The sequence below is a fragment of the Streptomyces sp. NPDC044003 genome (assembly GCF_056435185.1).
Genome location: NZ_JBWKFA010000020.1, coordinates 1 through 23,874 on the forward strand (window position 1 = coordinate 1; position 23,874 = coordinate 23,874).

General features: G+C 69.8%; 17 protein-coding genes and 2 pseudogenes. 9 read left to right on the forward strand and 10 right to left on the reverse strand.

Going from position 1 to position 23,874, the window contains the following annotated elements; all coding sequences use genetic code 11:
* Positions 1-462: 462 nt before the first annotated feature.
* Positions 463-1,056, reverse strand: coding sequence for a TetR/AcrR family transcriptional regulator (locus tag AC07AW_RS40035; RefSeq protein WP_478820389.1), 594 nt, complete (start codon positions 1,054-1,056; stop codon positions 463-465).
* Positions 1,057-1,165: 109 nt separating this feature from the next.
* On the opposite strand from AC07AW_RS40035, the gene AC07AW_RS40040 reads away from it, so the two are divergent.
* Entirely contained in the window at positions 1,166-2,077 is a 912-nt protein-coding gene (locus AC07AW_RS40040) for a TIGR03620 family F420-dependent LLM class oxidoreductase (RefSeq protein ID WP_478820390.1), read from the forward strand.
* A gap of 273 nt (positions 2,078-2,350) precedes the next feature.
* On the opposite strand, the gene AC07AW_RS40045 is transcribed toward AC07AW_RS40040, so the two are convergent.
* Both AC07AW_RS40045 and AC07AW_RS40050 read right to left on the reverse strand, forming a co-directional pair.
* Positions 2,351-3,625, reverse strand: coding sequence for an MFS transporter (locus tag AC07AW_RS40045; protein WP_478820439.1), 1,275 nt, complete (start codon positions 3,623-3,625; stop codon positions 2,351-2,353).
* Positions 3,626-3,642: 17 nt separating this feature from the next.
* Complete coding sequence (locus tag AC07AW_RS40050; protein ID WP_478820391.1) at positions 3,643-4,182, reverse strand: ArsR/SmtB family transcription factor; 540 nt, start codon at positions 4,180-4,182, stop codon at positions 3,643-3,645.
* 369 nt (positions 4,183-4,551) lie between these two features.
* Here AC07AW_RS40050 and AC07AW_RS40055 point away from each other — a divergent pair, with 369 nt between their 5' ends.
* Positions 4,552-5,064 carry a recombinase family protein gene (locus tag AC07AW_RS40055; RefSeq protein ID WP_478820440.1) on the forward strand — a complete coding sequence of 171 codons (513 nt, stop codon included), beginning with the start codon at positions 4,552-4,554 and terminating at the stop codon, positions 5,062-5,064.
* Between the two features lie 796 nt (positions 5,065-5,860).
* On the forward strand, positions 5,861-7,069 hold the full coding sequence (locus AC07AW_RS40060) for an alpha/beta hydrolase family protein (RefSeq protein ID WP_478820441.1): 1,209 nt from the start codon (positions 5,861-5,863) through the stop codon (positions 7,067-7,069).
* A 524-nt stretch (positions 7,070-7,593) separates the two neighbouring features.
* On the opposite strand, the gene AC07AW_RS40065 is transcribed toward AC07AW_RS40060, so the two are convergent.
* The gene (locus AC07AW_RS40065) at positions 7,594-7,818 is read right to left on the reverse strand and encodes a hypothetical protein (RefSeq protein WP_478820392.1); all 225 of its coding nucleotides are present in this window, start codon (positions 7,816-7,818) and stop codon (positions 7,594-7,596) included.
* A gap of 387 nt (positions 7,819-8,205) precedes the next feature.
* On the opposite strand from AC07AW_RS40065, the gene AC07AW_RS40070 reads away from it, so the two are divergent.
* The gene (locus tag AC07AW_RS40070; RefSeq protein ID WP_478820443.1) at positions 8,206-8,460 is read left to right on the forward strand and encodes a hypothetical protein; all 255 of its coding nucleotides are present in this window, start codon (positions 8,206-8,208) and stop codon (positions 8,458-8,460) included.
* Positions 8,461-8,480: 20 nt separating this feature from the next.
* Here AC07AW_RS40070 and AC07AW_RS40075 read toward each other — a convergent pair.
* Positions 8,481-8,691, reverse strand: a pseudogene (locus AC07AW_RS40075) (IS481 family transposase); the annotation flags it as partial.
* Positions 8,692-8,747: 56 nt separating this feature from the next.
* Between AC07AW_RS40075 and AC07AW_RS40080 the strand changes: the two are divergent.
* A complete protein-coding gene (locus AC07AW_RS40080) occupies positions 8,748-9,287 on the forward strand; it encodes a 2'-5' RNA ligase family protein (RefSeq protein ID WP_478820393.1) in 540 nt (179 codons plus the stop codon).
* 371 nt (positions 9,288-9,658) lie between these two features.
* A complete protein-coding gene (locus AC07AW_RS40085; RefSeq protein ID WP_478820394.1) occupies positions 9,659-10,342 on the forward strand; it encodes a Clp protease N-terminal domain-containing protein in 684 nt (227 codons plus the stop codon).
* 138 nt (positions 10,343-10,480) lie between these two features.
* Here AC07AW_RS40085 and AC07AW_RS40090 read toward each other — a convergent pair.
* A pseudogene (locus tag AC07AW_RS40090) lies at positions 10,481-10,644 on the reverse strand (ATP-binding protein); the annotation flags it as partial.
* Between the two features lie 65 nt (positions 10,645-10,709).
* Between AC07AW_RS40090 and AC07AW_RS40095 the strand changes: the two are divergent.
* Positions 10,710-10,946, forward strand: coding sequence for a hypothetical protein (locus AC07AW_RS40095; protein ID WP_478820395.1), 237 nt, complete (start codon positions 10,710-10,712; stop codon positions 10,944-10,946).
* A 92-nt stretch (positions 10,947-11,038) separates the two neighbouring features.
* Here the strand turns inward: AC07AW_RS40095 and AC07AW_RS40100 are convergent, their stop codons facing one another.
* Positions 11,039-12,388 carry a tetratricopeptide repeat protein gene (locus tag AC07AW_RS40100; RefSeq protein WP_478820396.1) on the reverse strand — a complete coding sequence of 450 codons (1,350 nt, stop codon included), beginning with the start codon at positions 12,386-12,388 and terminating at the stop codon, positions 11,039-11,041.
* A 335-nt stretch (positions 12,389-12,723) separates the two neighbouring features.
* The gene (locus AC07AW_RS40105; protein WP_478820397.1) at positions 12,724-13,182 is read right to left on the reverse strand and encodes a hypothetical protein; all 459 of its coding nucleotides are present in this window, start codon (positions 13,180-13,182) and stop codon (positions 12,724-12,726) included.
* Between the two features lie 318 nt (positions 13,183-13,500).
* Here AC07AW_RS40105 and AC07AW_RS40110 point away from each other — a divergent pair, with 318 nt between their 5' ends.
* Both AC07AW_RS40110 and AC07AW_RS40115 read left to right on the forward strand, forming a co-directional pair.
* Entirely contained in the window at positions 13,501-13,917 is a 417-nt protein-coding gene (locus AC07AW_RS40110; protein WP_478820398.1) for a hypothetical protein, read from the forward strand.
* Positions 13,914-17,963, forward strand: coding sequence for a WD40 repeat domain-containing protein (locus tag AC07AW_RS40115; RefSeq protein ID WP_478820399.1), 4,050 nt, complete (start codon positions 13,914-13,916; stop codon positions 17,961-17,963). The genes AC07AW_RS40110 and AC07AW_RS40115 overlap by 4 nt, the downstream gene beginning before the upstream one ends.
* A gap of 247 nt (positions 17,964-18,210) precedes the next feature.
* On the opposite strand, the gene AC07AW_RS40120 is transcribed toward AC07AW_RS40115, so the two are convergent.
* Both AC07AW_RS40120 and AC07AW_RS40125 read right to left on the reverse strand, forming a co-directional pair.
* Complete coding sequence (locus AC07AW_RS40120; RefSeq protein WP_478820400.1) at positions 18,211-22,380, reverse strand: nSTAND1 domain-containing NTPase; 4,170 nt, start codon at positions 22,378-22,380, stop codon at positions 18,211-18,213.
* Complete coding sequence (locus AC07AW_RS40125; RefSeq protein WP_478820401.1) at positions 22,377-22,733, reverse strand: CU044_2847 family protein; 357 nt, start codon at positions 22,731-22,733, stop codon at positions 22,377-22,379. Before AC07AW_RS40125 ends, AC07AW_RS40120 begins: the two co-directional genes overlap by 4 nt.
* Positions 22,734-23,874: the final 1,141 nt, after the last annotated feature.

Consider the following 23,874-nt stretch of genomic DNA (forward strand, 5'->3'; position numbering starts at 1 on the left):
CTGCTGGATCAGTTCCCTCAAACCGGGTGGAAATGGGACGACACCAATCCCACGCGCTCCTGACCACTGCCCTTACGGAATGTGTGCCAGAACCCGCTACCCGTGAACAAAGCCACAGGTTCGGCGATCGCGCGTATCCCATCTCTGCGCGCCATGCCTCCGGTGCCGGGCGGGTGCGGCCGGCGCTGGTGCCGCCTCTGCTGGCGGCGCCTCAAGTCATGGCGATAGGAGTTTCAGGGCATCGACGAAGCGGATCGGCCTGTCACCGCCTGGCTGGCCGGCCGCCCGGGCTTTGCGCCCCAGCGCGACGGCCCGACCCGAGACCGGTGGGATGTGCTGATCCCGGGGTGGCTGCCCGCCCGGAGTCTCACCGCCGGCGTTCGGCCCTCACCCTCACCCTCGCCCTCGCCTCGCCCTCGTCCTCGGCCGGAGGGGGATCAACGTGCCGGTCCGGGCGGGGAGTCACTTCCTCCGGCGCGGCGCCCCGTGCACGGCGTCCAGCACCAGGTCCAGCAGCAGTTCGGGCTGCCCGGCCTGCTTGCCGTGGGCCGTGGACAGCGCGATCCCGATGACGAGTTGGATGAGGTCCTCGGCGGTCAGGTCGGTCCGAGCTGTTCCGTGCTGTTGAGCTCGAGCGAGCAAGCCGGCCGCCATGTCCAGGATGCGGCGGTGGCAGTCGAAGCCCAACTCGCCCGCTGATTCCACCAGCAGGGCGCTGCCCATGCCCTGGTTCACGCGGGCATGGGCGAGAAAGGCCCGGAGCCATTGCTCCAGGGCGTCGTCGGCGTTCTGTGAAGCGAGCAGCTGTTCCGCGTGCGCGCACAGTGTCTCGATGCGGTCTGCGAGTACCGCGGTGAGCAGGGCTGAGCGGTTGGGGAAGTGGCGGTACAAGGTGCCAGGGCCCACCCCCGCCCGGCGGGCGATCTCGTTGAGGGACGCGCCGGGTCCGGCTTCGGCGAACACTTCTCGCGCCGCCGCCACCAGACGTTCCCGGTTCAGGCGGGCGTCCGTGCGTTGCGGAGGCTCGGCCGGGGTGTGGCCCTGTCTGTTCGTCATCGTCCCGCCCTTGGGTCAGCTCCCAGGATGGCAAACCGGAGAGGTTCTCCGTATCCTAGCCCGATATGAAACCGGAGAACCTCTCCGGATAGCTGTCTGAGGAGTACGGATGACTGACGACGCGCGGACCGGGCTCGGCCGTGTCGGGATCTGGACCTTTGCCTACGAGGGGCAACCCGCCGGACGCGTACGTGAATCGGCCGCGGAGCTGGAGGAGTTGGGTTATGGAGCGATCTGGCACGGTGAGGGGTTCGGCCGCGACACGGTCGGCCAGGCGTGGTTACTGCTGTCGGCGACCCGCCGGATCACCGTCGCGTCCGGTATCGCCAATATCGCCTACCGGGACCCGATCGCCATGGCCAACGCGACACGCACACTCGGTGACGCTTTCCCTGGACGCTACCTGCTCGGTCTGGGCGGGCACCGGGTCGACGACACCGTGCATCTGGTGGACGGCTATCCCGTCCCGGCCCGGGGCAGGGCGCTCGCCACGATGCGCGCCTACCTCGAAGCCATGGACGCCACCCCCGCCCACGGCCCGGTACCGGACCCGGCGCCGCGCCGCGTATTGGCCGCCCTCGGCCCGAAGATGCTGGAACTGGCCGCCGAACGCACCTGGGGCGCGCACCCTTATTTCGTGCCCGTCGAGCACACCTCGCTAGCCCGGACGATCATGGGACCGGATGCCTTTCTCGGGGTCGAGCAGGCCGTCGTCCTGGACGCCGACCTCGGCCGGGCCCGGGAGGTGGCCACCGCGCACGTTGCTACATACGTCGCAATGGCGGCGCACCAGCGGGCGAACGTCCGAAGGCTCGGCTTCGGGGACGAGGACATCACGGGCGGACCGAGTCGCCGACTGGTGGATGCGATCGTCGCGTACGGCGACACAGAGGCGATCCGCCGCCGGGTGCAGGAGCACCTCGACGCAGGAGCCGACCACGTCTGCCTGCAGGTACTGAGCGCCGATCCGACCGTGCTGCCGCAGCGGGAGTGGCGCGAACTCGCCTCCGCTCTCATCTGACCCCGGTCATCGGCCCGAGCAACAAGGCGCCGACCCGCTTGCACCTCTCGTACGTCGACGGGAACTATGTGCGCGCCTACGCCGCCGCGGGGCGAACGCCGGCATTAAAGCCGGCGGCCCCCCGGCCAGGGCCTGCACCCCCTCCGGGGCCCGGGACGCCGCTGGGAGCGACGAGGATTGGCGGCCATCGCCCCCCAACCGCCCAGGCCACTTGTCGCGTCCCTCGGGGGCCCGGCATCCGACGTGTTGTGACGCCTAAGCAGCAGGCAGGCGTCACAACACCACGGGTGCCTTCTCCTGGGCGGGTTCCTCGGTGGCCGGGTGATCCGGACCGTCGGCCGGGGCGGCGGCGCGCAATGCCGCTTCGACCCGGCGGTTGTTGGTCATGGTTGCGGTGACGGCGGTCATCGCCAGGAGGAGGCCGGCGGCGGCGTAGAGGGGGGTACGGATGTCGTACGTGGTGGCCAGCCAGCCGCCGAGGAAAGCCCCGATGGGGGCGGCGCACATGGCCAGCATGCGGGAGGTGGAGGCGACCCGGCCCATGAGGTGGGCCGGGACGATCGCCTGCCGGAGGGACGGCGCGAGCACCATGGTGGCGCCCATGCCGGCCCCGCAGACGGCGAGCGCCAGCCCGGCCACGTACGGGTTCGGAGCCGCGGCAAGCCCGAGGATGGCGAGTCCTTCGACGGCGGCTGTGCAGGTCAGCGCGGTGCCGGTGCCGAGTCGTCGGCCGAGGAAGGAGGCGATGCCCGCGCCGAGCAGACCGCCGGTTGCCTCCGCTGTGAGGAGCAGGCCGAAGCCGTAGGTATCGATGCCGAGACGTTCGCGTGCGAAGAGGGCGAGTACAGTCTCCACCGCGAGGAAAGCGATGTTCCCGACCGCGGGGCGGAGGGCGAGCCCGAGCAGCAGGCGGTCCCGGAAGACGTACGAGGCGCCGGCCCGCGCCTGCCGCAGCAGCGACTTGCGGATCTCCGGCACAGGCCGGGGCATGGCGGGCAGCGACCGTACGAGCAGTGCGGAAAGCGCGAACGACACCGCGTCGGCGAGCAGCGGAACCGCCCGCCCGAGCGTGAGCAGCGCACTGCCCGCGGGCGGCCCCGCGAAGCCGGACATGGCGGTCTGGGCTCCGCGCAGGCGGGAGTTGGCTCGCTCCAGGAGTGCGGGTTCGCGGCCGAGCAGATCTGGCAGATAGGCCGTGGCGGCCGTGTCGAAGAAGAGTCCGCCGAGGCCGAGCAGGAAGGCGACCGCCGCGAGCAGAGGAATGCTCAGCACGTCCAGCGCGGCCGCTGCCGCCGGTATCGCGAGCAGCACCGCACGCGCCGCATCCGTGACCCACATCGTGCGCCGGCGGTCCCAGCGGTCCACCAGCGCACCGCCGAGCACCCCGAAGAGCAGCCACGGCAGCGTCCCGGCGGCCGTGACGACGGCGAGCGCCATCGGATCCCGCGTCAACGTCAGCGCGATCAGTGGCAGCGCGGCATGCGACACCCCGTCACCGAGCGAGGACACCGTCTGCGCAGTCCACAGCCGCCCGAACCCGACCGGCAACTTCCCGGAGGCTTTGGTCACTTGGCGCCCCCCTCGGCCTGCTCGCGCGATGCCGGGTGGAACAGTGCGAAGACGAGTGACGCGTCCGGCAGCGACGGATCGGACAGCTCCCGGTACTCCTCCGCCAGTGCCTGCAGCCGCGCCCCCAGCTCTGCGAACTGCGCCTCGGTGAGCCGCAGATGCATCATCCCCACGTGCCGCTCGCCGTCCGCCGGGGACGCCTCCAGGTCCGCCACCGCATGCCGCATCAGCACATCCGGCCCTCCCTCACCCGGATCCGGCAGCACGATCGAACGCGCGGCCATCGCGTAGTACCGCTCGGTGACACCCCGCACCTTCCGCGTGCGTACCACCTTCACCAGGCCGGCCCGCTCCAGCAGCCGCACGTGATAGCTGGAACTCCCCTTTGCGAGGCCCACCCGCTCGGCGATCTGCGTGATCGTCGCCGGCTCGAAGCGGAGCACGGCCATGATCCGGTGGCGTGTGAGGTTGGAGACGGCGCGCAGCTGCTCGTCCGTGGTGACGTGAAACGTCTCGGGAACTTCGTCGGTAGCCATGCGAGCAATGGTCAACGATTCTTGACCATTGGGCAAGGGGATTTTCGCGTGGACCTCCACAACCTGCTTGCCTGGCGCGCGAGACCTTCTGTCAAGCCCCCACCTGCTGCCGACCGGGTAGCGGTCAAACAACCTTCGCCCTCTGAAGGCCTCTCCCGATGGCCGCCCAGCCCCTCGGGGTTACGCGCGATCACCCGTCCCCGTGGACTTCCCCTGCCGAACGGCAGAATCGGAGTCTGATGTGAGACTGGGCCATGACGACCATTCAGGAACCGACGCAGGACGCGGACACGCTCGCTGCCGAGCCACTAGGGCGGGCGCACCGGGATCAAAGTCGGGTACGCCCGGTCGCTGACCGGCGGGCAGAAGCTGGAGTGGCAGCTCGACGCGCTCACCGCCGCCGAGCACCTGAAGATCTCCACTGACCAGAAGTCCGGAATGGACGCGCTCCGTCCCGAGCTGAAGGTGTGCCACGCGTTCCTCGACGCAGGCGACATGCTCGTCATCCCCTGGCGTGACCGCTACGGCCGCGGCCCCCAAGACTTCATCAGCGTGGTCGTCGAGCTGCGCGAGCGCGGAATCGGCTTCACCTCGCTGCACCAGAACCGGGACCCCCAGGTGCTGGCTCGCCTTCCACGTCACGTCTTCGCCGCGCTGGCGGAGTTCGCTCGCGAACTCATCGTCATCGGCACCAAGGAAGGCCTCGCCGCCGCCCGCGCCCGTGCCCGCGCCGGCGGCCGTTCAGGGTCGCCACGGAGGAGATCATCCGGGCTGCCCGTGACCCGCTGCCCGACCCGGGCCGCTCGATCAACTTGGTCACCTCGATCGCCGAGCTGCTCGGCGTCTCGCCGGGCATGCTCTACAACCACATTCCGGACCTGAGCGAGCTGCACTCCGGCGCAGCGCCCCGCCGGGCTGGAAGCTCCCACGCAGTAGGCAGATCAAACCAACACCAACCCCGGCGGCACTTTCCGTACCTCAACCACTCACACCCGGCAACGGCGGGCACATCCCCCACTCCGCCGGTCAACCCCTGCCCGGATGAGGGACCCCGTCACACGTCCCAAACACGACCATGCCGTCCCGTCTCAGCGACAGCCGTCAGCCCGGCGGTCACCCCCTGCCTCCGAAACAGGTCGACACGCTGTTCCTGGAGATCAACGAAGCCAAGCCGCCCGGCCTCGACGTGGCCATGCGGATCACACACCCCCTGCGGGCCCGTACCTCTCCGACGAAAACCCCGCCCGCACACCGGCATGCGCACCGCTACAGGCAGGGGACACACCAGGAGGAGTACGGAGGCTGTCCCCACCACGCATTCGGGTGCAACCTCCATCCCCCGCCCGCCTTCACGGGAGAAGGATCAGGGCAATGAACGCAACGGCCACCGGGGCCCGTCGATGTGGGGGAATAAGTGAGAGCTGGCGGGACGAGATCAAAGGCAGTCCGGGCCAGGGTTCGGCAAGTCACCGAGGCAAGCCGGTCGGGAGTGCTCGTCCTGTTGCTGGCCGCTGCCATGGTGGTCCTGACGCCCGCGCCGGATTCGGCGGTTGCCGAGACCGGCGGCGCTCACGTGAGCCGGACGGATGTTTCCTTCACGAGCGATGACGGCACGGTTCTGCACGGAACAGTTCTGCTCCCGGATACGCCGTCAGGCACCCTGAGCCCGGGCCTGGTGATGGTCGGTGGCGCTGGTCCTGGCCCGAGAGCGGACCTGGCGGAGGCGGCGGAGGCGTACGCCCGGCGTGGGACGGCGACGCTGATCTACGACAAGCGCACGTCCGGATACTCGGCGATCCATCGGGATTACGGAAAGCTCGCCGACGATGCGCTCGCCGCCGTGCGCCTGCTGCGCTCCCGTGAGGGCGTCGAGCCGTCGCGGGTGGGCCTGTGGGGTCTTTCGGAGGGGGCGTGGGCGGTGTCCCTGGCCGCCATCCGGTCCGACGACGTGGCGTTCCTGGTTACCGTTGGCGCGGTCGGACTCAGCCCGGCGCGCCAGCAGGCGTGGGCTTACGGCGGATACCTCCGCCACGCGGGCGTCTCGGGATCGCTCCTGCCTGTCATGCAGGTGAAGACCATTCGGCAGCTCGTCGGTACGGCCCTGTTCCCCGAGGCGGAGTACGACCCGGTGCCCGTATGGGAACGGGTCCGCCAGCCCGTGCTGGCCGAATGGGGCGCACTCGACCGCGAGGCGGCCCCCGCGGAGAGTGCGACGATCATCCGGCAGGCTCTCGACCGCGCGGGCAACAGCCACTACACGTTGCGGACCGTCCCCGATGTCCGGCACAACCTGCACCGGACCTTCGCGGACGGCTACGACCGGCCCGACGAGCTGCCCTCCGACTACGCCGACTACGAGGCGGCATGGATCGACCGACTTGCCGTCGGCCCGCCGTCGGTCTCCGTCGACCGGGAACCCCAGCAGGCGACCCCGAGCCGTCCCCTCGCCCCGCTGGCCTGGTACGAGTCGCCGTGGCTGCAGACCACCGCCGTCGCGGGTTGCCTGCTCGGCTTCGCGGGCTACCTGCTGACCGGCGCCATCCGGCGGATCCGTCGGTGCACACGACCCTCCGCCATGCCGCGCGCGGCACGCTGGGCGGCGCTGGCAGGATCGGCGGCCATCACCGCAACGATTGGCTACCTGTTCTTTCTGTCGATCACCGCGGCGGCCGTCACGGGCCCTGTCCTGCTCGGACGCCCCTTCGTGTGGCTGAGCGTCCAACTGCTCGCCGTGCTTGCCCTCGTGGCATCCGGCTCCACCGCCGTCACCACCCTGCGCAGGTGGACGTCCCTCCCGATCAGGGCCCGTGCCCGGCTCGGCATGCTCCTCCTCGCCGGCGCGGTGTTCGCCCCCTGGGCCGGCTACTGGGGTCTTCTCCAGCTCTGACCCGACCTACCGTGGCGCCGTCCCGGAAATCCTCCGGGCAGAGCTCTTCGGGTGCTGTGACGTCAGTCGGCCGCCTTGACATTCAGCCCGTGCGGCGGGGCCGTTGGGTGGCCGACGTCTTGAGACGGGACGCGGTGGTGCCCGTGCCCGTCTTACGGGTCACTTGGCGATCTTCTTGATCTCACGGCGTTCTGGAAGGGGGAACGTCTTACGCCGGCACACCCTTGTACGTCGGGTGGAGGAAGTCGAAGCCCTCGTCACTGATGTTTGTGGATCACGTTCCGGATCGGTCTGCGCCGGTGAACGGCACCGGCCTCCCCTCTGCGGGGATGGTGCCAGGAACACCGTGCCCTCGAGCCGGTAGGCCCGCTGCTGTCCGCCCGTGCACGGGAGTTGGAGCGTGGGGGTGGTTCGGCAGTTTCGGTGAAAGTGGTGGGGAACGGTTTCGCGGCGCCGTAGAGGCGCAGGTTGTGCGGTTTACTCCCCGTGCTTGTGGGGTGGCGGGGGAGTGCGAGGTCGGCTGTTCATCGCTTTGCCTGTGTTGCCGAGCAGGCGTCCCACAGCAAGCGGGAGGTCCCGAGCGGCGGGTCGAGGGGGAGCGCCACCCGTACCGCCCTGAAGAACGCCTCCTTGTCGGTCCGCCCGGAGATGGAGAGCGTGAACACGGGAACGCCTTCGCAGGCGGCCTCGTCGAGAATCCCTGGAATGTCCGCACCGGAAACCTCGTGGAAGCCTCTGCCGATCACCATGCCCAGAACCGTACCGGTGCGTTCTGCCGGTCCGAACCGTCCTGTTGATCGCGTGCGAGCGGCCGGTGTCCGGGGTGTCTGGTCCGCGCCCTGCGGGGATGGCTAGACAAGAAGTCATGGTCCGTCGCCGTCATCTGCTCATCCCCGTGCCCGCGGGGATGGTCCTTGTTCCTTCAAAAGGGGGCGGTCGAGGATCGTCTGTTCAACCGGTATGAGCGGTTACCCCGACGCTGGTGAGCAGCGAGCCTTATATACGCCGACCGTTTCCTGGGTGAGTTCCGGGAGCTGGAGCACGGCCGCCCGGACGGCCCGTCCCTGTACGCCTGCGTCCGCGGTATAGGTGATCCGTACGAAGAAGATCTGGTCCGCTACCTTCGTGCCGGCCGGGTGCTTGCTGCGACCGTATCAGCCGTCTATGACGTCCTCAGTCCGACGAAGGAGGCGATCGACGCTCTCCGTCTGCTCACGGATGGTGAGTGGTTCTGGCACACGGACCTCGTTCACTACGTCGAGCGGTACCACGTGCCGGTGGATGCGCGATTCGTCGAGCACGCACGCCTGCGAGGGTGGTCGCCACCACAACTGAGCGCTGCTGAGATGCTCCGGATCGAAGACGCCTTCTTCCCTGACGGCGAGGACTGACAGCCGCGCCATCGGGGGCTGCGGTAGGCCCAAGCAGCGTCGGCCAGGACCCGTTCGATCCGGTCGCTGCCCTGGCTGTTGAAGAACGCGGCCGCTGGTGAGGAAGCGTGCGCAGGTCGCGACCTTCTCGTCGCCGCGGATCTCGCTGCAGGCGAGGCGGGAGTGGTCGTCGACGGCGGAGTGGACGTAGCCGAGAACCATCTGGCTGCGGGTGGCCCGGCCGACCTGGCGGTCCGTGTCCCAGTGGAGTCGTGCCGTCTGCGGCAGAGGTGACATCATGCGATGTCATGGCAGATGACAGCACCAGTGCGTTTCAGGCGGGCCAGACGGGGCTCATCGTCCGGATCCCGGAGGCGGAGCCGGCCGTCCGCGGGTGGCGTGAACGGCTCGACCCCTCGGCCCGGGCCGGGGTCCCCGCTCACATCACCGTGCTCTTCCCGTTTCTCGACGCAAGCCGAATAGATGCGCGCGTCTACTCCGCTCTCGCGGAGGTGCTGGGCAGCCACCCGGCCATTGACCTGCGGTTCGAGAGATGCGGACGGCTGCCGGGAGTGCTGTATCTCGTCCCCGAGCCTGACACGCAGTTGCGGCGGCTCACGGAGGCGATCGCTGACCGTTGGCCTGAGGCTCCGCCGTATGGCGGCCGGTATGCCGAGATCGTGCCGCACCTGACCATCGCTCAAGGGCAGGAAGACACCGTCTTGGAGGAGATCGAGGACGATCTCTCCGGCAGGCTCCCGTTCACGTCTCAGGTCTCGTCGGTTGAACTCATCGTTTACGACGGTGTGAAGTGGCAGGAGCGGGCGTCGTTCGCACTCGGTGAATGAAGCAGGTCCCAGAGGCTTGGCTGCCCCCGCTGCTCCCTGCGCGCGCGGGGATGGCCCCCCAGTCGAGTGCCTGGATGCCCCCTGCGCGCACGGGGGTGTGGGTGGTTCGTCGGTTTCGGTGAAAGTGGTTCAGATGGGGGTCGGCGTACTGGTCTATGTGCAGAGCCCCGTACCCGTCGAACGTACAGAGCAAGGGGGCCGGCGAGGCGCCGGTGTCCTGTCTCTGTGATGTTCGGGCAGTCTCGGAGATTCCCGGGTAAGCGAATTGACGTCTTGATCATGTCCAAGCACTACCTCGGAAACGAGAGAGGCAAGTACACCTTGACAGTTTTGAAATGGCAAGGCGTACTTGCATCATGGCTCTCCCAGACTTGGACGATCTCATCGCGGAAGTCGACCGGAGGTGCGACACCGCACACCGCCCCGGCGGACAGGAACAGCCCGACTGGCTCGCGCTGCTCACCGTCGCCGCCCAACTCGCAGGCCAGCTACAGGCGCTGGCAGACGACTTGGTCGAGGACTACGTCGAACACTGCCGGATGCACGGCAGCTCATGGACCGATATCGGAACCGCCCTGGGCGTGACCCGACAAGCGGTCCAGCAACGCTTCCACGCCCCGCACAAGCGCTACAGTCCCGAGGTCATGACTGACGACCTCCGTCAGGCAATGGTTCACGTCAAGCAGGTGGCGGTGCACCACCGCAACAACTACATCGGCACCGAGCACCTGCTCTGGGGACTGACCGCGCAGGACAACAGCGCCACCCGTCTCCTGCAGGCCGCCGGCGTCTCACCGGACACCGTCCACCGATCCGTCGGAACCCGGCTGAGCATGGGGGCATCCCAGGCAGCCGAACGGATCGCCTGGACTCCCTACTCCCGCAAGGCCATCGACATCGCGGAGGCGCGGTCCGCGCAGAACGCCTCCGACCGCATCGACTGCGACGACCTGCTGATCGGCCTCGCCCAAGTCGGCCGCGGAGTTGCCGCCGACGTCCTGACCGACGCCGGCTTCGACCCGGCTGCCCTCGACACCGCACCTGCCGAGGCCTGAACCTTCACGGCTCCGGCACCCACTACTCCTTGCACTGCGGGAGCACGGCTCCGTGTCTGCACTTGAGTGAGACACATCGGCAAGTCTCGTCTCACTCAAGTGCGGGCCCGATAGGTCAGCGCAGCACGATGCCCGGACCTATGCGAGATGGGACACCGGTGTACTGATCTCAGCGGGTGAGGCCACGTCGTTCTCTCGCTCGATGGCCTTGAGACGGTTCTTCGGGCGGTGGCTGGGCCGTTGATGGGGATGACCTCACAGTGGTGGAGGAATCGGTCGAGGATGGTGGTGGCGAGGACCTGCCGAGCTCAACGCATCCTGCACGCCGCCGCCGAACGCCAAGACGCAGCTCGGGCAGGAGGTTCGCGTGACGGATGGCGAAGGCTCCGTCCTTGGCACTGGAATGATCGAGGGGAGCGGCATCACGCGGGGCCGGGCCTTGGTCAAGGGCTGTTCGGTCGGCTTCTCGTTCAAGGTTCCCGGTAGGTCTGAGAACTACCGGCTGATCATCGGCGACTTCGAACCGATGCCGTACAACCGAGAGGACATCCGCCGCGGACTCTCCTTCTACGAGACAGAACAAGGCACCCTGACCGCGAACTGACCTGCCGCCTGCTGGTGATCCGGAAGCCCTTCAGGGCTCTGCGGCGCTTACTAGGCATTGGCCGCATCGCAGAATTTGTGCCAGGCAGATCTTCAGAACGGAGGTTCTTCGCTCCAAGCTGCGGTGGTCGAAGGCTGTGGCGTACGAGGTTTGTCCTGGTGCAGGACGGCCACGGCCTCTTCGATGCGGCCGAGGTCGATGAGGTACCCGGCCAGGTCATTGCTGTTCTTGGAGGCGTGCTGTTCGAGAACGAGGACAGCCTCCTCGATGCGTCCGGCGCCGGCGAGCAGCTCGGCAATGTGTGATGCCGCGTACCAGGTGGCGCCCTCGGGATGGGAGCGGGCCTGTGCGATCGCTTCGTCGACGCCGTCGCGGGCGGCGATCAGCGGCAGCCGTATCCAGTACAGGTCCCAGTCCTCATCGCCCCCGCGGGTGGCGGCGAGGGCGTCGAGGAGTGCCAGGCCCTCCCCGGGGCGGCCCTGGCCGAGGCACAGGTCGGCGAGGGTATGGAGGATCCAGTCGTCCCCGTTGTGGGCGTCGGCCTGAAGGCGCATCACGTCGATCGCTTCGTCCCCCCGGCCGTGCCGCGCCAGGAGCTGCGCGAGGTCGAAAGCCGAGTTGGCGTTGTGGGCCACGGGTCCGTCGGCCTGCCCGTATGCCGCGATCGCCCCCTCCACGTCGCCGCGCTCCTCCAGCAACAGCGCGAGCCGTTGTACGGCGTACCTCGAGTCATCGGTCGCCGCAGCTGCGCGAAGCTCGTCGAGCCGGCCGTGCCGTGCCAGCAGCGCGGCCAGTTGCCGACGGTTGAGCAGCGTGTTGCCGTCGGGGCGCAGCAGGGCGATCGCCTCGTCGATGCGGCCCTGGCGCTCGCGGATGGTGGCGAGCAGCCCGATCGCCGTATCGCTATCAAGGCCCCGGCAGCACCACGGGAAGTCGGAACACCGATGCTCGGTCCGGGCGGCGAGCAGCTCGGCCGCTTCCTCGTCGCGGCCGGCGGCGCCGGCGACGTCGACCAGAGCCACGGCCAGGGACGGCTCGCCGATGTATGGGCGCAGCAGGGTGAACGCCTCCTCGGCGCGGCCGTGCCGGGCGATCAGGCGGGTGTAGAACTCCAGCGCCATGGGGTGTCCGGCCTCCATACGGACCCGGGTGATCTCGATCGCCTCGTCGACTCGGCCCCAGCCCTCCAGCAACTCGGACGTGGCTGCGACGGCCGTCCACCAGCCGGTTGCCAGGTACGGGGCGAGCACCTCCAACGCGTCGGCCTGCTCGCCCTGATTACCCAGCAACCGCGCCCACGCCAGCGCGCAGAACCAATCCCCACTTCCGGCCTGCAGCTCCACCACGTCGACGTGGCCGCGCTCGAGCAGCCGCGAGACCAGCTCCGGCGGGATACAGCCCGACCGCGTCCGGGTCCGGTAGTCAAGATCAGAAGCGTCCACGGCCACGCACCATAACGCTCGCCCCTGACAGCGTCTGCGCCGGCTCCAGCGGACAGTCAAACGCTGTGCCAGTAGCGCAGGCGAGCCTCAGACCCATTGATACGCACCGCGCAGTTCTTGAAGAGCTGCATCGGAGGCTGCCGGCCCTCCACCGGAGCCAGTGTGAGCTCCAAATCCTGCAACGGCTTGAGTACCGCGACGAACCTGGACCCATCCGGGTCCGGGCCTCTGAGGGCCGCCCACGCCTCGAACAACGCCCTCACGCTCTCCCAGCCCGGTCCCGGGGTGAAGCGTGCCAGGAAGAAAGGCTGATCGCAGCCGTACCCGTGGAGCGGCTATACCGGCCCCTCACACGTGTCGATCTCGGCGGGCCTGCGATCAAGGAGCGGACCGAGATGCTCCGCCATTGCAGCGGACCACCTGTCGAGGTCCGCATCGGTGTCGTAGAAGAACCAGGAGTTGAAACTTCCCAAGGCGTCCAGGTCCACTGCCGGCGCGTAGCGGAGCTCGCAGTGAACTTGCACGTAGTGGTCGTGCTCGCCATCTTCGCTGACGTTGAACTGCCTCGTCAGGTCCACAGTGAACATAGGTCGCCCGCTAAAGGCGTACGTGCCGTACTGGAAGAGCAAGCCGTCGGAGTCGGATGTGGGTGCTGTGTGAAAGCGCCTCCGCCCGAAACGCATGAAGGCGAGCCATGCATCCCGAGTCGTACCTTCGGCCGTCGTCGACTGCCCGGCCGTCAGCTCGGCACGCAGACAGTCGAGGGCGTCTGTCGGCCGCGATCTGTTGGGCATGCCGACTCCCTGGCTTGGTGAATGAGCACCATAGCTTGTGGGGGCGGATCGAATCCCACCTTGAGTGATGGCTGTAGTGCGCTGTGCCGTCTCGTGGTTGCCATCGGATCAGCGACGTCCAGTACCTCCAAGCCTGCATGGACCGCGGCGCTGCCGGTGTCGCCGGCGCAACCTTCTGATCGGCCCCGCTGGACCGCCAGGTCGCGGGATTGGCCCATCGGGCTGATGTAGGGCCGCGTCGGTGTGATGTCGATCGCGGTCAGGTGGAGGCGTCGACTTACGGTGCTTGTCTCGGGTGGTCCGGAGTGAGGGTGCGGGATGGATCCGATGGTGACGGCCGCGGGCACGGCATTGGTGTCGGCGATGGCGACCAGTGCGTGGGAGCAGGCCCGGGACGCGGTCGTCGCATTGTGGCGCAGGTGGCGTCCGGAGCGTGCCGAGCAGGTGGGCACGGATCTTGAGGCCGTTCGGGCGGAGGTGTTGGACGCCCGTCGGGCGGGCGACGCGGAGGCCGAGCGGGCGTTGGCCGGTGCCTGGCAGAGCGAGTTCCAGCGGTTGGTGCGCGAAGACGCTTCGATGGTGGCCGAGGTGCGGCGACTGCTGGAGGAGGGGCTCGTCCCTGTGTTGCCGGTCGAGGAGCGGACCCGGATCGGGAAGCTGGTGATGAAGGCGGAGGCGTCCGGCCAGGCGCGGGTGTTCCAGGCCGGCCGCGACCAGCACATCACCGGTTCGTGAGCGAGCCCGAGAGCGGTGAGACCGGCCTGCACGCCTGGGCCGCCGACCGGAGTCGGATCTTTCAGGCGGCTCGGGACCAGTACGTCGCCGAGCGGGACCTGCACGTGCACTACGAGGACGGGCTCCGCAGGACCCGGCAGGCCGTGCGGGGCGGCGAGCCGGACGGCGAGTGCCCGTACCCGGGGCTCGCGGCCTTCGACGCCGAACAGGCCCGGTGGTTCTTCGGGCGGGACCGCCTGACCGCCGAGCTCCTCCTCCGGCTCGACGAACGACTGGTCACCGGCGGGCCGCTGGTCGTGACCGCGCCCTCGGGGGCCGGCAAGTCCTCGCTGCTGCGGGCCGGCCTGCTGCCCGCGGTCCGGCGGGGCGCACTGCCGGTCGCGGGCTCGGCCGCCTGGCCCCACGTGCTGATCACCCCGACAGCGCAGCCCTTGGCCGCCTTGGCCGCGGGCCTGGCCGAACACACCGGCCTGAGCATCGGGGAGCTCGAAGGCGCGGGCAGCACGGCGGAGACAGGCCGGTTCGTGGTAGTGGTCGACCAGCTGGAGGAACTGTTCACCCTCGGGGTCGGCGAACGGGAGCAGCACCGGTTTCTCGACCTGCTCGCCGGACTCGCCGGGACCGGACCCGGCGGGCAGCGCCCGCGCGCAGTGGTCGTGTACGGGCTGCGGTCGGACTTCTACGGCTCCTGCGCCGGCTTTCCGCAGCTGCGCGAGGCCCTGCGACAGGGACAGCTGCTGGTCGGGCCGATGACCCGCGCGGAGCTGCGGGAGGCGATCCTGTTCCCGGCGCGAGACGTGGGCCTGGAAGTGGAGCCGGGCCTGGTCGAGCTGCTGCTGCGCGACCTCGGCGCCGACGACCCTGGGGAGCCCACGGGCGCAAGGGACGCGGGGACGGAGGACGCTGCGGGCGTCGGCGCCACCGCAGCAGGTACGGAGGACGGACGTGGGGGAGACGCGGCGGCAGAGGACGGCGGCACGTACGAGGTCGGCCGACTGCCGTACCTCGCCCATGCCCTGCGCGCCTGCTGGCAACAACGGCACGGCCACACCCTCACCGTGGACGCCTACCGGGCCACCGGCGGCATCCACCAGGCCATCGCCACGACCGCCGAAAGGATCTTCGGCGCGCTCGACCCGGCCGAGCGACAGGCCGCACGCACGCTGTTCCTGCGACTCGTACGGATCGGTGACGGCACTCAGGACACCCGGCGCAGGCTCGCCCGTACCGAACTGGCCGACCTCGGTGACGACCCCGTAGCCCTCACCGCGACCATCGACGCGTTCACTCGAGGTCGGCTGCTGACGCAGCGACAGGACACGGTCGAGATCAGCCATGAGGCCCTGCTGCGCGCCTGGCCCCGGCTGCGCCGGTGGATCGACACCGACCGGACCGGCCTGCTGATCCGCCAGCAGCTCGAGCAGGCGGCGCACGAGTGGGCCGACAACCGCCATGATCCCGGCCTGCTCTACCGGGGTCTCCGGCTGCAAACGGCCCGTGACTGGGCGAACCGTAGGGATCACGACCGGCCGACCGCGACCGCGTCCGCCTTCCTCGCCGCGTCCGGCCGCAACGCCCGGCGCTCGACCCGGATCCGGCGCTCGTTGATCGCCGGACTGGCGACACTGGCCGTCCTCACCTCCACCGCGGCGATCGTGGCCCTGCAGCAACGCTCCACCGCACAGGAACAACAGCGGGTCGCGGCGAGTCGACAGCTGATGGCCCAGGCCGAGGCGGCGTTGCAGACCGATCCACGGACCGCGCTGAGGCTCCACATCGCCGCTCATCGGCTGCACGCCGACGCCGACACGTACGGCTCGTTGCAGAAGGCGATCAGCACCACTCCGTTCGCGGGACAACTCACCGGCCTCGACAGCCCGGTGACCTCGGTGGTCTATTCCCCCGACGGCCGATACCTGGCGGCCGGCTTCGAGCGGGGCGGCATCATGCTGTGGGACGTCAGCGACCCACTGCGCCCGCGCCAGCTCGGTAAGGCGATCGGCATCCCGGACGCGCGCGGCGTCGAGACGGTGGGCTTCTCGAAAGGCGGGAACCGGCTCGTCGCTGCGGACAGGGACGGGGCCGTCGCCGTCTGGGATCTGACCGACCCACGGCATCCGCGGCTCATGGGAACTCCGCTGCGGGGGGTGGAGAAGAGCGGGACGAGCACCTGGCTGTCGCCGGACGGCACCGTGCTGGCCAGGTCGAGCGAGGCCGCCCCGGGGCTTCAGCTCCTGGATGTGACCGACCCCGCCCGGATCCGGCCGTTCGGGCCGCCGACCGCCGTCACCCGCGAGCCGGTTCAAGCCGTCGCGTTCTCGTCCGACGGCAGCAGGATCGCCGCGTCCGGCCGCCACACCTGGGAAGGACCCGTGACCCTGTGGAACATCCGGCAGCGCCGGGCGCCGCGGCAGCTCGGCCGGATCGAGCCCGCGCAGCGCGACCTTGTGGTTGCGCTCGCCCTCTCCGCAGACGGTAGGACGCTCGCACTCGGCGGCGGTCTCTTCGGCACCGATCTGTGGAACGTCGCCGACCCGGCCCACCCGAAACCCGCCCGTGCCCTCAGCCGCGTGACGCGCAGTTCGGGTCTGGCCTTCTCACCGCGCGGATCCACCCTGGCGGCCGGGTCGGTCGGGGACGCCGGGCTACTGCTCTGGGACGTCTCCTCCATCGACGCCCCACGGACGACCGACCAGCTGACGGCCGGCCAGACAGAAGCCACCATGGCGTTCTCCCCGGACGGGCTGAGGGCCGCCAGTGGAAGCACCGACGGCATCATCACCCTCTGGAACCTGGCGCGCGCCGGCCACCCGCGCGCCTTCGGGCCTCCCTTCGTCGGGCACACGGGGCGGTACGGCAGAATCGACGCCCTGGCCATGTCCGAAGACGGCACGATGCTGGCGACCGGCGCCTCGGACCACACGGTTGCCCTGTGGGACACCACCGAGCCCGCCCGGCCACGCAGGCTCGCGACGGTGCCCGCTCTCACCGGGCACACCGACGAGGAAGTCCGCGCCGTCGCCTTCGCCCCCGACGGCAGGACCCTGGCCACCGGTGGCAGCGCCCCGGACGGCGTTGTCGGAAAGGCGACGGTAGTCCTCTGGGATCTGTCCGATCGCAAGCACCCCCGCCGGCTGGGTTCCCCTCTCACGGACTCGGCCTTGACCGTGGGAGGCCTGGTGTTCTCGGCCGACGGCAGGACCCTCGTCGCGCCGGGGAGCCTCGCCACGGCGATCTGGGACGTCGGAGATGCTGCCAGGCCGCGCCGTCTCGCGGAAGTGCTCCACGATGAAGCCACGCTGGGCGTGTGGCGGGTCCGCGACGGGCGTGTCCTGGCCCTCGTGGCCGGCTCCGGCAGTCCGACGGTGACGCGCAGTCCGGTCCCCGAACCGACGATCTCGATCACGTACTCGGACAGTGCCGGCGTGCTGATCCAGGGCAATAGCACCACCACGCCGTTGGTCGGGTCGGGAGATCCGAACGGCGCACGGCTCTGGGACATCTCCGACCCCGGCCACCCACGCCGACTCGGGCAGGCTCTGACCGGCCATGCCCACGAGGTGGCCGGTGGGGCGATGTCCCCATCGGGCGATGTGCTGGCGACCAGCGACCTTGCGGGTGCCGTCATCCTCTGGGATCTGAAGGATCCCGCCCACGCCCGGCGCCTCGGCGATCCGCTCGTCCCGCACGGCAGCGACAGTCCCAGCGTGGCGCTCGCCCCCTCGGCTGCCCTCATGGCGACCGGCGGGAGCGACGGGAACGTCCTCCTGTGGGATCTTGGCAACCCCGCCCAGCCCCGACAGCTGAGCACCGCCCTCTCCGGCAAGGTGGACGGCATCACCCGGATGGTGTTCTCGTCCGATGGCCGGATCCTGGCCACCGCCGGCTTCGGCGGTGGGGTCGCGCTCTGGGACCTCCGGCCGGCCTACGCCCTGCGCGGCAGCCTCGACCGGACCGCCTGCCTGGTCGCCGATGGCGGCCTGACCCGCGAGGAGTGGGTCCGCTACCTGCCGGGCACCGGCTACCGGAACACCTGCCCCGACTGACTGCATGGTGGTGACCGCAGCCAGGTGTAAGAGTCCCTTCCCGGTCGTCTTCTTCACGATCGTCGCGGTTGCAGCGGCGATCGTCGGTGTCCGTAAGAGCCGGCGGCTGGGCTTTGGGTCGACAGGCTCTGCGCATGCAGTGGAGACGCGCCACGCCAGTTGAGCCGGAGCCGCTTCACGTGAACGAGCCACGACCCCGAGCTCGACCGCTTCGTCGACCTGCTCCCCGCCGCGTTCGCGCTAGTGCTCAGTCGCATACGGGGCTGGTGGACCGCCCCGGCAGGTACGCCGTCCGCTCCGCTGGGGTGAGGTCGCGGCCGACCGTGCGGCAGATCTTCTTGATGGCTTCGTCGGTCGGGATGAGGCGGACCTCCCACAGCCGGGCCGTCCGGTCCGCGCTCCCGGTGGCGAGGGTGTGGCCGTCGGGGCTGAAGGCCACGGCGGTCAGTGCGTTGAAGTGCCCCCACAGGATGGTGCGGGACTTCCCGGCGGCCACGTCCCACAGGATCGCGGACGAGTCGATGCTGCCGGTGGCGAGAGTCCGGCCGTCAGGGCTGAAGACAGCGGAGACCACGCCGTCGTAGTGCCCGAGCAGGGTCTTGCGGGTCTTGCCGGTTTTCGCGTCCCACACCCGGGTGGTGTAGTCGAGACTTCCGGTGGCGAGGGTGTCGCCGTGAGGGCTGAACGCCACCGACTGGACCTGGTCGGTGTGTCCGCGCAGGACGGTGCGCTCCTTGCCGGTTTTCGCGTCCCACAACCGCGCCGTGAAGTCTCCGACCGCGGTGGCGAGCGTGCTGCCGTCGGGACTGAATGCCACGCCGTACACCTGCTCGTCGTGGTCGAGCAGGGCGGTACGTTCCTTGCGGGTGGCCAGGTCCCACAACCGCGCTGTCTTGTCGCTGCTGCCCGTGGCGAGAGTACGGCGGTCCGAGCTGAACGCCACGGAGTTCACCCCGCCCTGGTGGCCGAGCAGCTGTCCGCGCTCCTTCCCGGTGGCCACGTCCCACAGGCGTACCGTCTTGTCGGCGCTGCCGGTGGCGAGGGTCTGGCCGTCCGGGCTGAACGCGACGGCGTTCACCGCCTGGGTGTGGCCCCTCAAGGTGGTGCGCAGCGTGCCGGCCGGCATGTTCCACAGGCGCACGGTGAAGTCGGCGCTGGCCGTGGCGAGGATGCGGCCGTCGGGACGGTACGCCACGGCGGCCACCTGGTTGATGTGCCCCACCAGGGTCGTCCGGATCGAACGCGCGATGTCCCACAGTCGTACGGTCTCGTCGCGGCTGCCGGTGGCGAGGGTCCGGCCGTCCGGACTGAAGGCCACCGCGTAGACCATGTTGGTGTGCCCCGCCAACTTGTCGCGGGGCGCACCGGTGGCCACGTCCCACAGTCGCGCCGTGTGGTCGACGCTGCCGGTGGCGAGGGTGCGGTCATCGGGGCTGAACGCCATCGAATACACCACATCGGAGTGCCCGCTCAGGGAAAGGCGCGGCTTGCCCGTCTTGGCGTCCCACAACCATGCTGTGCCGTCCCAGCTGGCGGTGGCGAGCGTATTGCCGTCCCGGCTGAGTGCCACCGACTGCAACGCTGCGGACTGCCCCTCCAGCTTTCTGAGGGACTGTCCGGTGTGGGCGTCCCACATGCGCGCGGTCCGGTCCCAGCTGCCGGTGACGGCGGTGCGGCTGTCCCGGCTGAAGGCGATCGACACCACCTGGTCGGTGTGTCCCTCGAGGGTGGCGCGGACCTTTCTGGTGCCCAGCTCCCACAGCCTCGCCTTCCTGTCGCCGTCACAGACGGCGAGGGTGCTGCCGTCGGGGCTGAACACCACCGCCCAGACGTCGTCGGACTGCCTGGGCAGGGTGGTGCGCAGCCTGCCGGTCTTGGCGTCCCACAGCCGTGCGGTGCCGTCCAGACTGCCGGTGGCGAAGGTGCTGCCGTCGGGACTGGCCGCCACCGCCGTCACCGTGTCGGTGTGGCCCTTGAGCACGGTGCGGGTCTTGCCGGTGTCCACGTCCCAGAGCCGTACGGTCTTGTCGCTGCTGCCGGTGGCAAGCGTCCGGCCGTCCGGGCTGAACGCCAGGGAATTGACCAGGTTGGTGTGGCCGGACCAGCGGCGGTGCAGCGGGAGGGTGGCGGAGGACCGCAGGCTGGCGGCGGACTCGCTTGTCGGGCTGGTGCGGTAGGCCTGGATGGCCAGGAGGGCGGAGAGCTCGGGGTTGGTGTCGCTCAGCGTGTCGGACTGGGTGGCGAGCTGTCGGGACAGGGCCGCCTGCTGTCGCCCGACCGCTGTCCGCCATTGCCACAGGGCGCCGCCCGCGGCGACGAGCGCGAGGACGAGCAGTCCGGCGAGGATGCCGTTGAGGCGCCTGCTGCGCCGGATCACGGCTTGCTGACGCTGCTTGCTGGCAGTGAGGAAAGCTGTGATGTCGCCCGGCAGACGACGTTGCCGCGACCATTCCAGGCCCTCCGCCAGAGCCGTCCCGGCCAGGAGGTCTCCCGGGTCGCGCTGCGCGGCCCAGCGGGCACGGCGTTCCCGTGTGTGGTCGAGCCACTCCTGGAAACGGTGGTCCTGACCGACCCACTCCCGCAGGGTGCCCCAGTCGCGGATGAGGGAGTCATGGACCAGTTCGGCCACCGCCCGTCCGGTCGGGGCGTCGACGCGATGGGTGATGATGATGCGGTGGTGCGCGAGGCCGCCGATGACCTCGTCCACGGCGTGGTCCCTGCCACCGCCACCGCCACCAGCTCTGCGGGTGTCGCCCTCGGTGCGACCGGCCCCGTCCGCTCCGCCGCCACCCGCCACCAGCTCGCGCAGTTCGTCGAGCGGAACCTGCGCACGAACGGCGGGAACGCGGCGGGCCGGGTCGGCCGGGTGGACCAGGGCGGTCAGGATGCCCTGCGCAACGGGCCGTTGTCCTGACGGCAGCTGGTTGAGTGCGGCGTCGCACCACGTGGCGAGGCTTCCGCTGACCGCTCCGATGCGCCGGTACGCCTCGTGGGTGAGGTAGCCGTCCTCGCGCCGGAGCCACAGCTGGCTGAGCGCGAGCTCCAGCATCGGCAGCACGGTGGCCGGTGCCCGGCGGCTCGTCGCCGCCTCCTCGGGGCTCGCGGCCAGGACGTCGGCGATCATCTGCTCGGGCAGACCCGGCTGGAAGTGCAGTCCCACGTCCTGGGCGGGCAGGACGATGATGTCGTGCAGGTCCTCCTCGCTCAGGGTGCCCTGTACGTTGAGGAGTCCCGGCATCGAGGCTTCGAGCAGTCGGGGGGCCACGGCGGCCAGTTGGGGGTAGAAGTCGTCACGCATGATCAGCACGACGGAGAGCGAGGCCGGTGAGCCGGCCGCCTGGGCGATCTGGTCCGCGACAGCGGCAACTCCCGTACGGCCCTCCTGCCCTCTTGCCGCAGGTCCGGTGAGGAGTTCCTCGAACTGGTCGACGATCAGCAGGACGCGATCCCGATCGGGCTCGGCGGCCAGTCTGCTGCCCACCGCCGCGGCGATGCCGTCCGTGGCCACGCCGGGCAGTCCCGCCCGTTCCATCTCGGCCACCAGGTCCTGACGCGGCCGGACGACGACGGGCAGCCACCGGTCACTGCCCGGCAGAGCGCCCGCCGCCAGCGCCCGCAGCACACCGGCCTGGACGAGGGACGACTTGCCCGAGCCGGAAGGCCCGAGCAGCAGGGTGAGCCGATGTCCGCCGGCCAGGTTGGCCACCACCTGCCGTACCGCCTCCCTGCGGCCCTCGAACCAGCGGGCCCGTTCGGCGGTGAACGACTCCAGCCCTTGGTACGGGCACAGGTCCTGCTCGGCGAGCGTCGGCAGGACCTCCCTGAGGACCTGCGTGGGAGTGACGTACGCGATGCCCTGCCCCCGTTCGTGCTCGTCGGGGGTCGTGATCTCCGTCAGCATGCCGATGACCAGGCCGGTCACCTCGTCCAGCACCGGTCCACCGCTGAAGCCGGTGGTGAGGTCGTTGGCGGCGGTCAACTGAAGATGCGCACCCCTGCTCTCGGTCGCCGGCAGCAGCTCGCCGGCCACACCGAAGCCGAAGTGTCCGTCCGGCGGGGCCTGGGCGGGGAACCCGAACGAGCGCACCGCGTGGCCCCGGCACCCGGCCGCGGAGCCCAGCGGCAGCGGAGCCACGCGCGGAGCAGTACTGCTCAGTCGTACGAACGCGACGTCCTCGGCCTCCGGGGCACGCCACGCCTCTTCGAGGACCTGTCCCTCGGCCTGGGGAGCGCCTTCCACGTGGGGGAACGCCAGGCGCACGCTGCCACCCGGGCCGCTTCCCGCCGCCCGGACGACGTGTGCGCAGGTGACCAGGACGTCCTCGGCCACCAGGAATCCGGCCCCGGCCACCCGGCTGTCCGGGTCGAGGATCTGCGCCACGGCACGGGGCAGGTCCGACTGCTCGGCGCCCTTCACTGCCCGGCCCCGTTCACCGATCGGCCCCCACGCTCGTCAAGAACCGCCCGCATCCACGACATCGTCACCTTCAGGTGACACATCGCCTGGCTCTTGGTGATCACAGCCCCGGCCTCGACCGCAAGGTCGAGACCGAACTCGACGGTGATCTGGTCGGGCCGGGCCTTGCGCAACTGTTCGAGCGTGGCGCGCGCCGCTTCCGTGACGGGTTCCAGAGCCGCCTGCAGACTTACCGGCAGTTCGTGCACGGCATCACTGATGCGACCAGCCTGTACGGGGCCGGTCGGCAGCCCCGACCCTTCGACGAGGATGCTGCCCCCGCCCGCCAACGGAATCCGGGCCAGCGGTGTCATGTTCCCTCCTCAGCGCGTCAGGCATCGTTCCCCCAAGCGTCGGTGGCCCCGGCACCGACTGCACCTCGGATTGGCCCGTGCGCACCACCGGTACCCCGGTCCATGCACCCGCGTGCCCCCATGGCCCCCCATGGCACAGGACAGCAACGCGGAGACGTACACGTACGTGGATTGTCCCGGGACGACGTTTCGGCAGAAGCGGGCCGGCGCTGCCTGTGGCCGCGTCAGACCACCCCGAGGGTCCCCCGCCGACCGCCCACCGGGGGTGACGAGGGCCCGGCAAGGCTCCTTGTTCCGAGCGCGGCTCTTGGGCGATCCCGGACGACGTGCGGGAGGTCGCTGAGCAGTGTCCGTGCCGGTATGGACACTGTGGAGGGTGCTGAGGAGCGGTTGGGTACAGAGCGGATGTGCGGGGGTGAAGGGCGGAGCCGTCCCAGGTCTTCGGTGTCTGGGGCGGTCGTGCAGGCGTCGAGGAGGCGGGGGTGGCGGAAAAGAATGGGATCTCTGGGCGAGCTGGTCTCCGGCGGTGCGCAGTTCCGACCAGGGTGAGGAAGGCGCGTTCGTGATCGCTCTTGCAGGGGCAGAGCGGACCGAGGTCGTGGTCGGCGCCGATACGCACAAGAACTGCCACGTTGCTGTGGCCATCAGCTTGCTTGGTGTGGTTCTCGGTACCGGATCGTGTGCAGCGGCTGCTGCCGGCCGGCTACCAGGAACTGCTGGACTGGGCACGGCCCTGGGCCTGGTGAAGCGGGCCGGTGTGGAGGGCATTGGTACCTACGGAGCGGGCTGACCCGGGCTCTTCGGGCTGCCGGTGTGGAGGGCGTTGCGGAAGCCGCCGCTCGGTCCGTGCTCAGCGGTGAGGCCGGGGTCGTGCCGAGGAACGGCGGCGGTCCTGTTGAGGCGACCGGGTTCTGAAGATGGCCAAGGAGCCGTTGGAGGGGCTGTCTCTGCCTCGGCTCGTCGTCCAGTGCGCCACGGGGGAAGGAACCTGGAGATGTCGGAGGCGGTGATAGTCCCTACGCTCGGCTGTCTTGCCTGGCGTATCCGGTTCCTTGACGCGGGGATCAGGGATGTCTTCAAGCAGATGGCATCTCTGAGGGTGGCCGCCGGGGCAAGTTGAGGCCCTAGCAACGCGCAGTCG

What these genes read in the sequence shown, in the direction of transcription:
- AC07AW_RS40035 (WP_478820389.1), bottom strand. Translation starts at nt 1,056, where the DNA reads ATGACGAACAGACAGGGCCACACCCCGGCCGAGCCTCCGCAACGCACG.
- AC07AW_RS40040 (WP_478820390.1), top strand. Translation starts at nt 1,166, where the DNA reads ATGACTGACGACGCGCGGACCGGGCTCGGCCGTGTCGGGATCTGGACC.
- AC07AW_RS40050 (WP_478820391.1), bottom strand. Translation starts at nt 4,182, where the DNA reads ATGGCTACCGACGAAGTTCCCGAGACGTTTCACGTCACCACGGACGAG.
- AC07AW_RS40060 (WP_478820441.1), top strand. Translation starts at nt 5,861, where the DNA reads ATGGTCGGTGGCGCTGGTCCTGGCCCGAGAGCGGACCTGGCGGAGGCG.
- AC07AW_RS40065 (WP_478820392.1), bottom strand. Translation starts at nt 7,818, where the DNA reads ATGGTGATCGGCAGAGGCTTCCACGAGGTTTCCGGTGCGGACATTCCA.
- AC07AW_RS40080 (WP_478820393.1), top strand. Translation starts at nt 8,748, where the DNA reads ATGGCAGATGACAGCACCAGTGCGTTTCAGGCGGGCCAGACGGGGCTC.
- AC07AW_RS40105 (WP_478820397.1), bottom strand. Translation starts at nt 13,182, where the DNA reads ATGCCCAACAGATCGCGGCCGACAGACGCCCTCGACTGTCTGCGTGCC.
- AC07AW_RS40110 (WP_478820398.1), top strand. Translation starts at nt 13,501, where the DNA reads ATGGATCCGATGGTGACGGCCGCGGGCACGGCATTGGTGTCGGCGATG.
- AC07AW_RS40125 (WP_478820401.1), bottom strand. Translation starts at nt 22,733, where the DNA reads ATGACACCGCTGGCCCGGATTCCGTTGGCGGGCGGGGGCAGCATCCTC.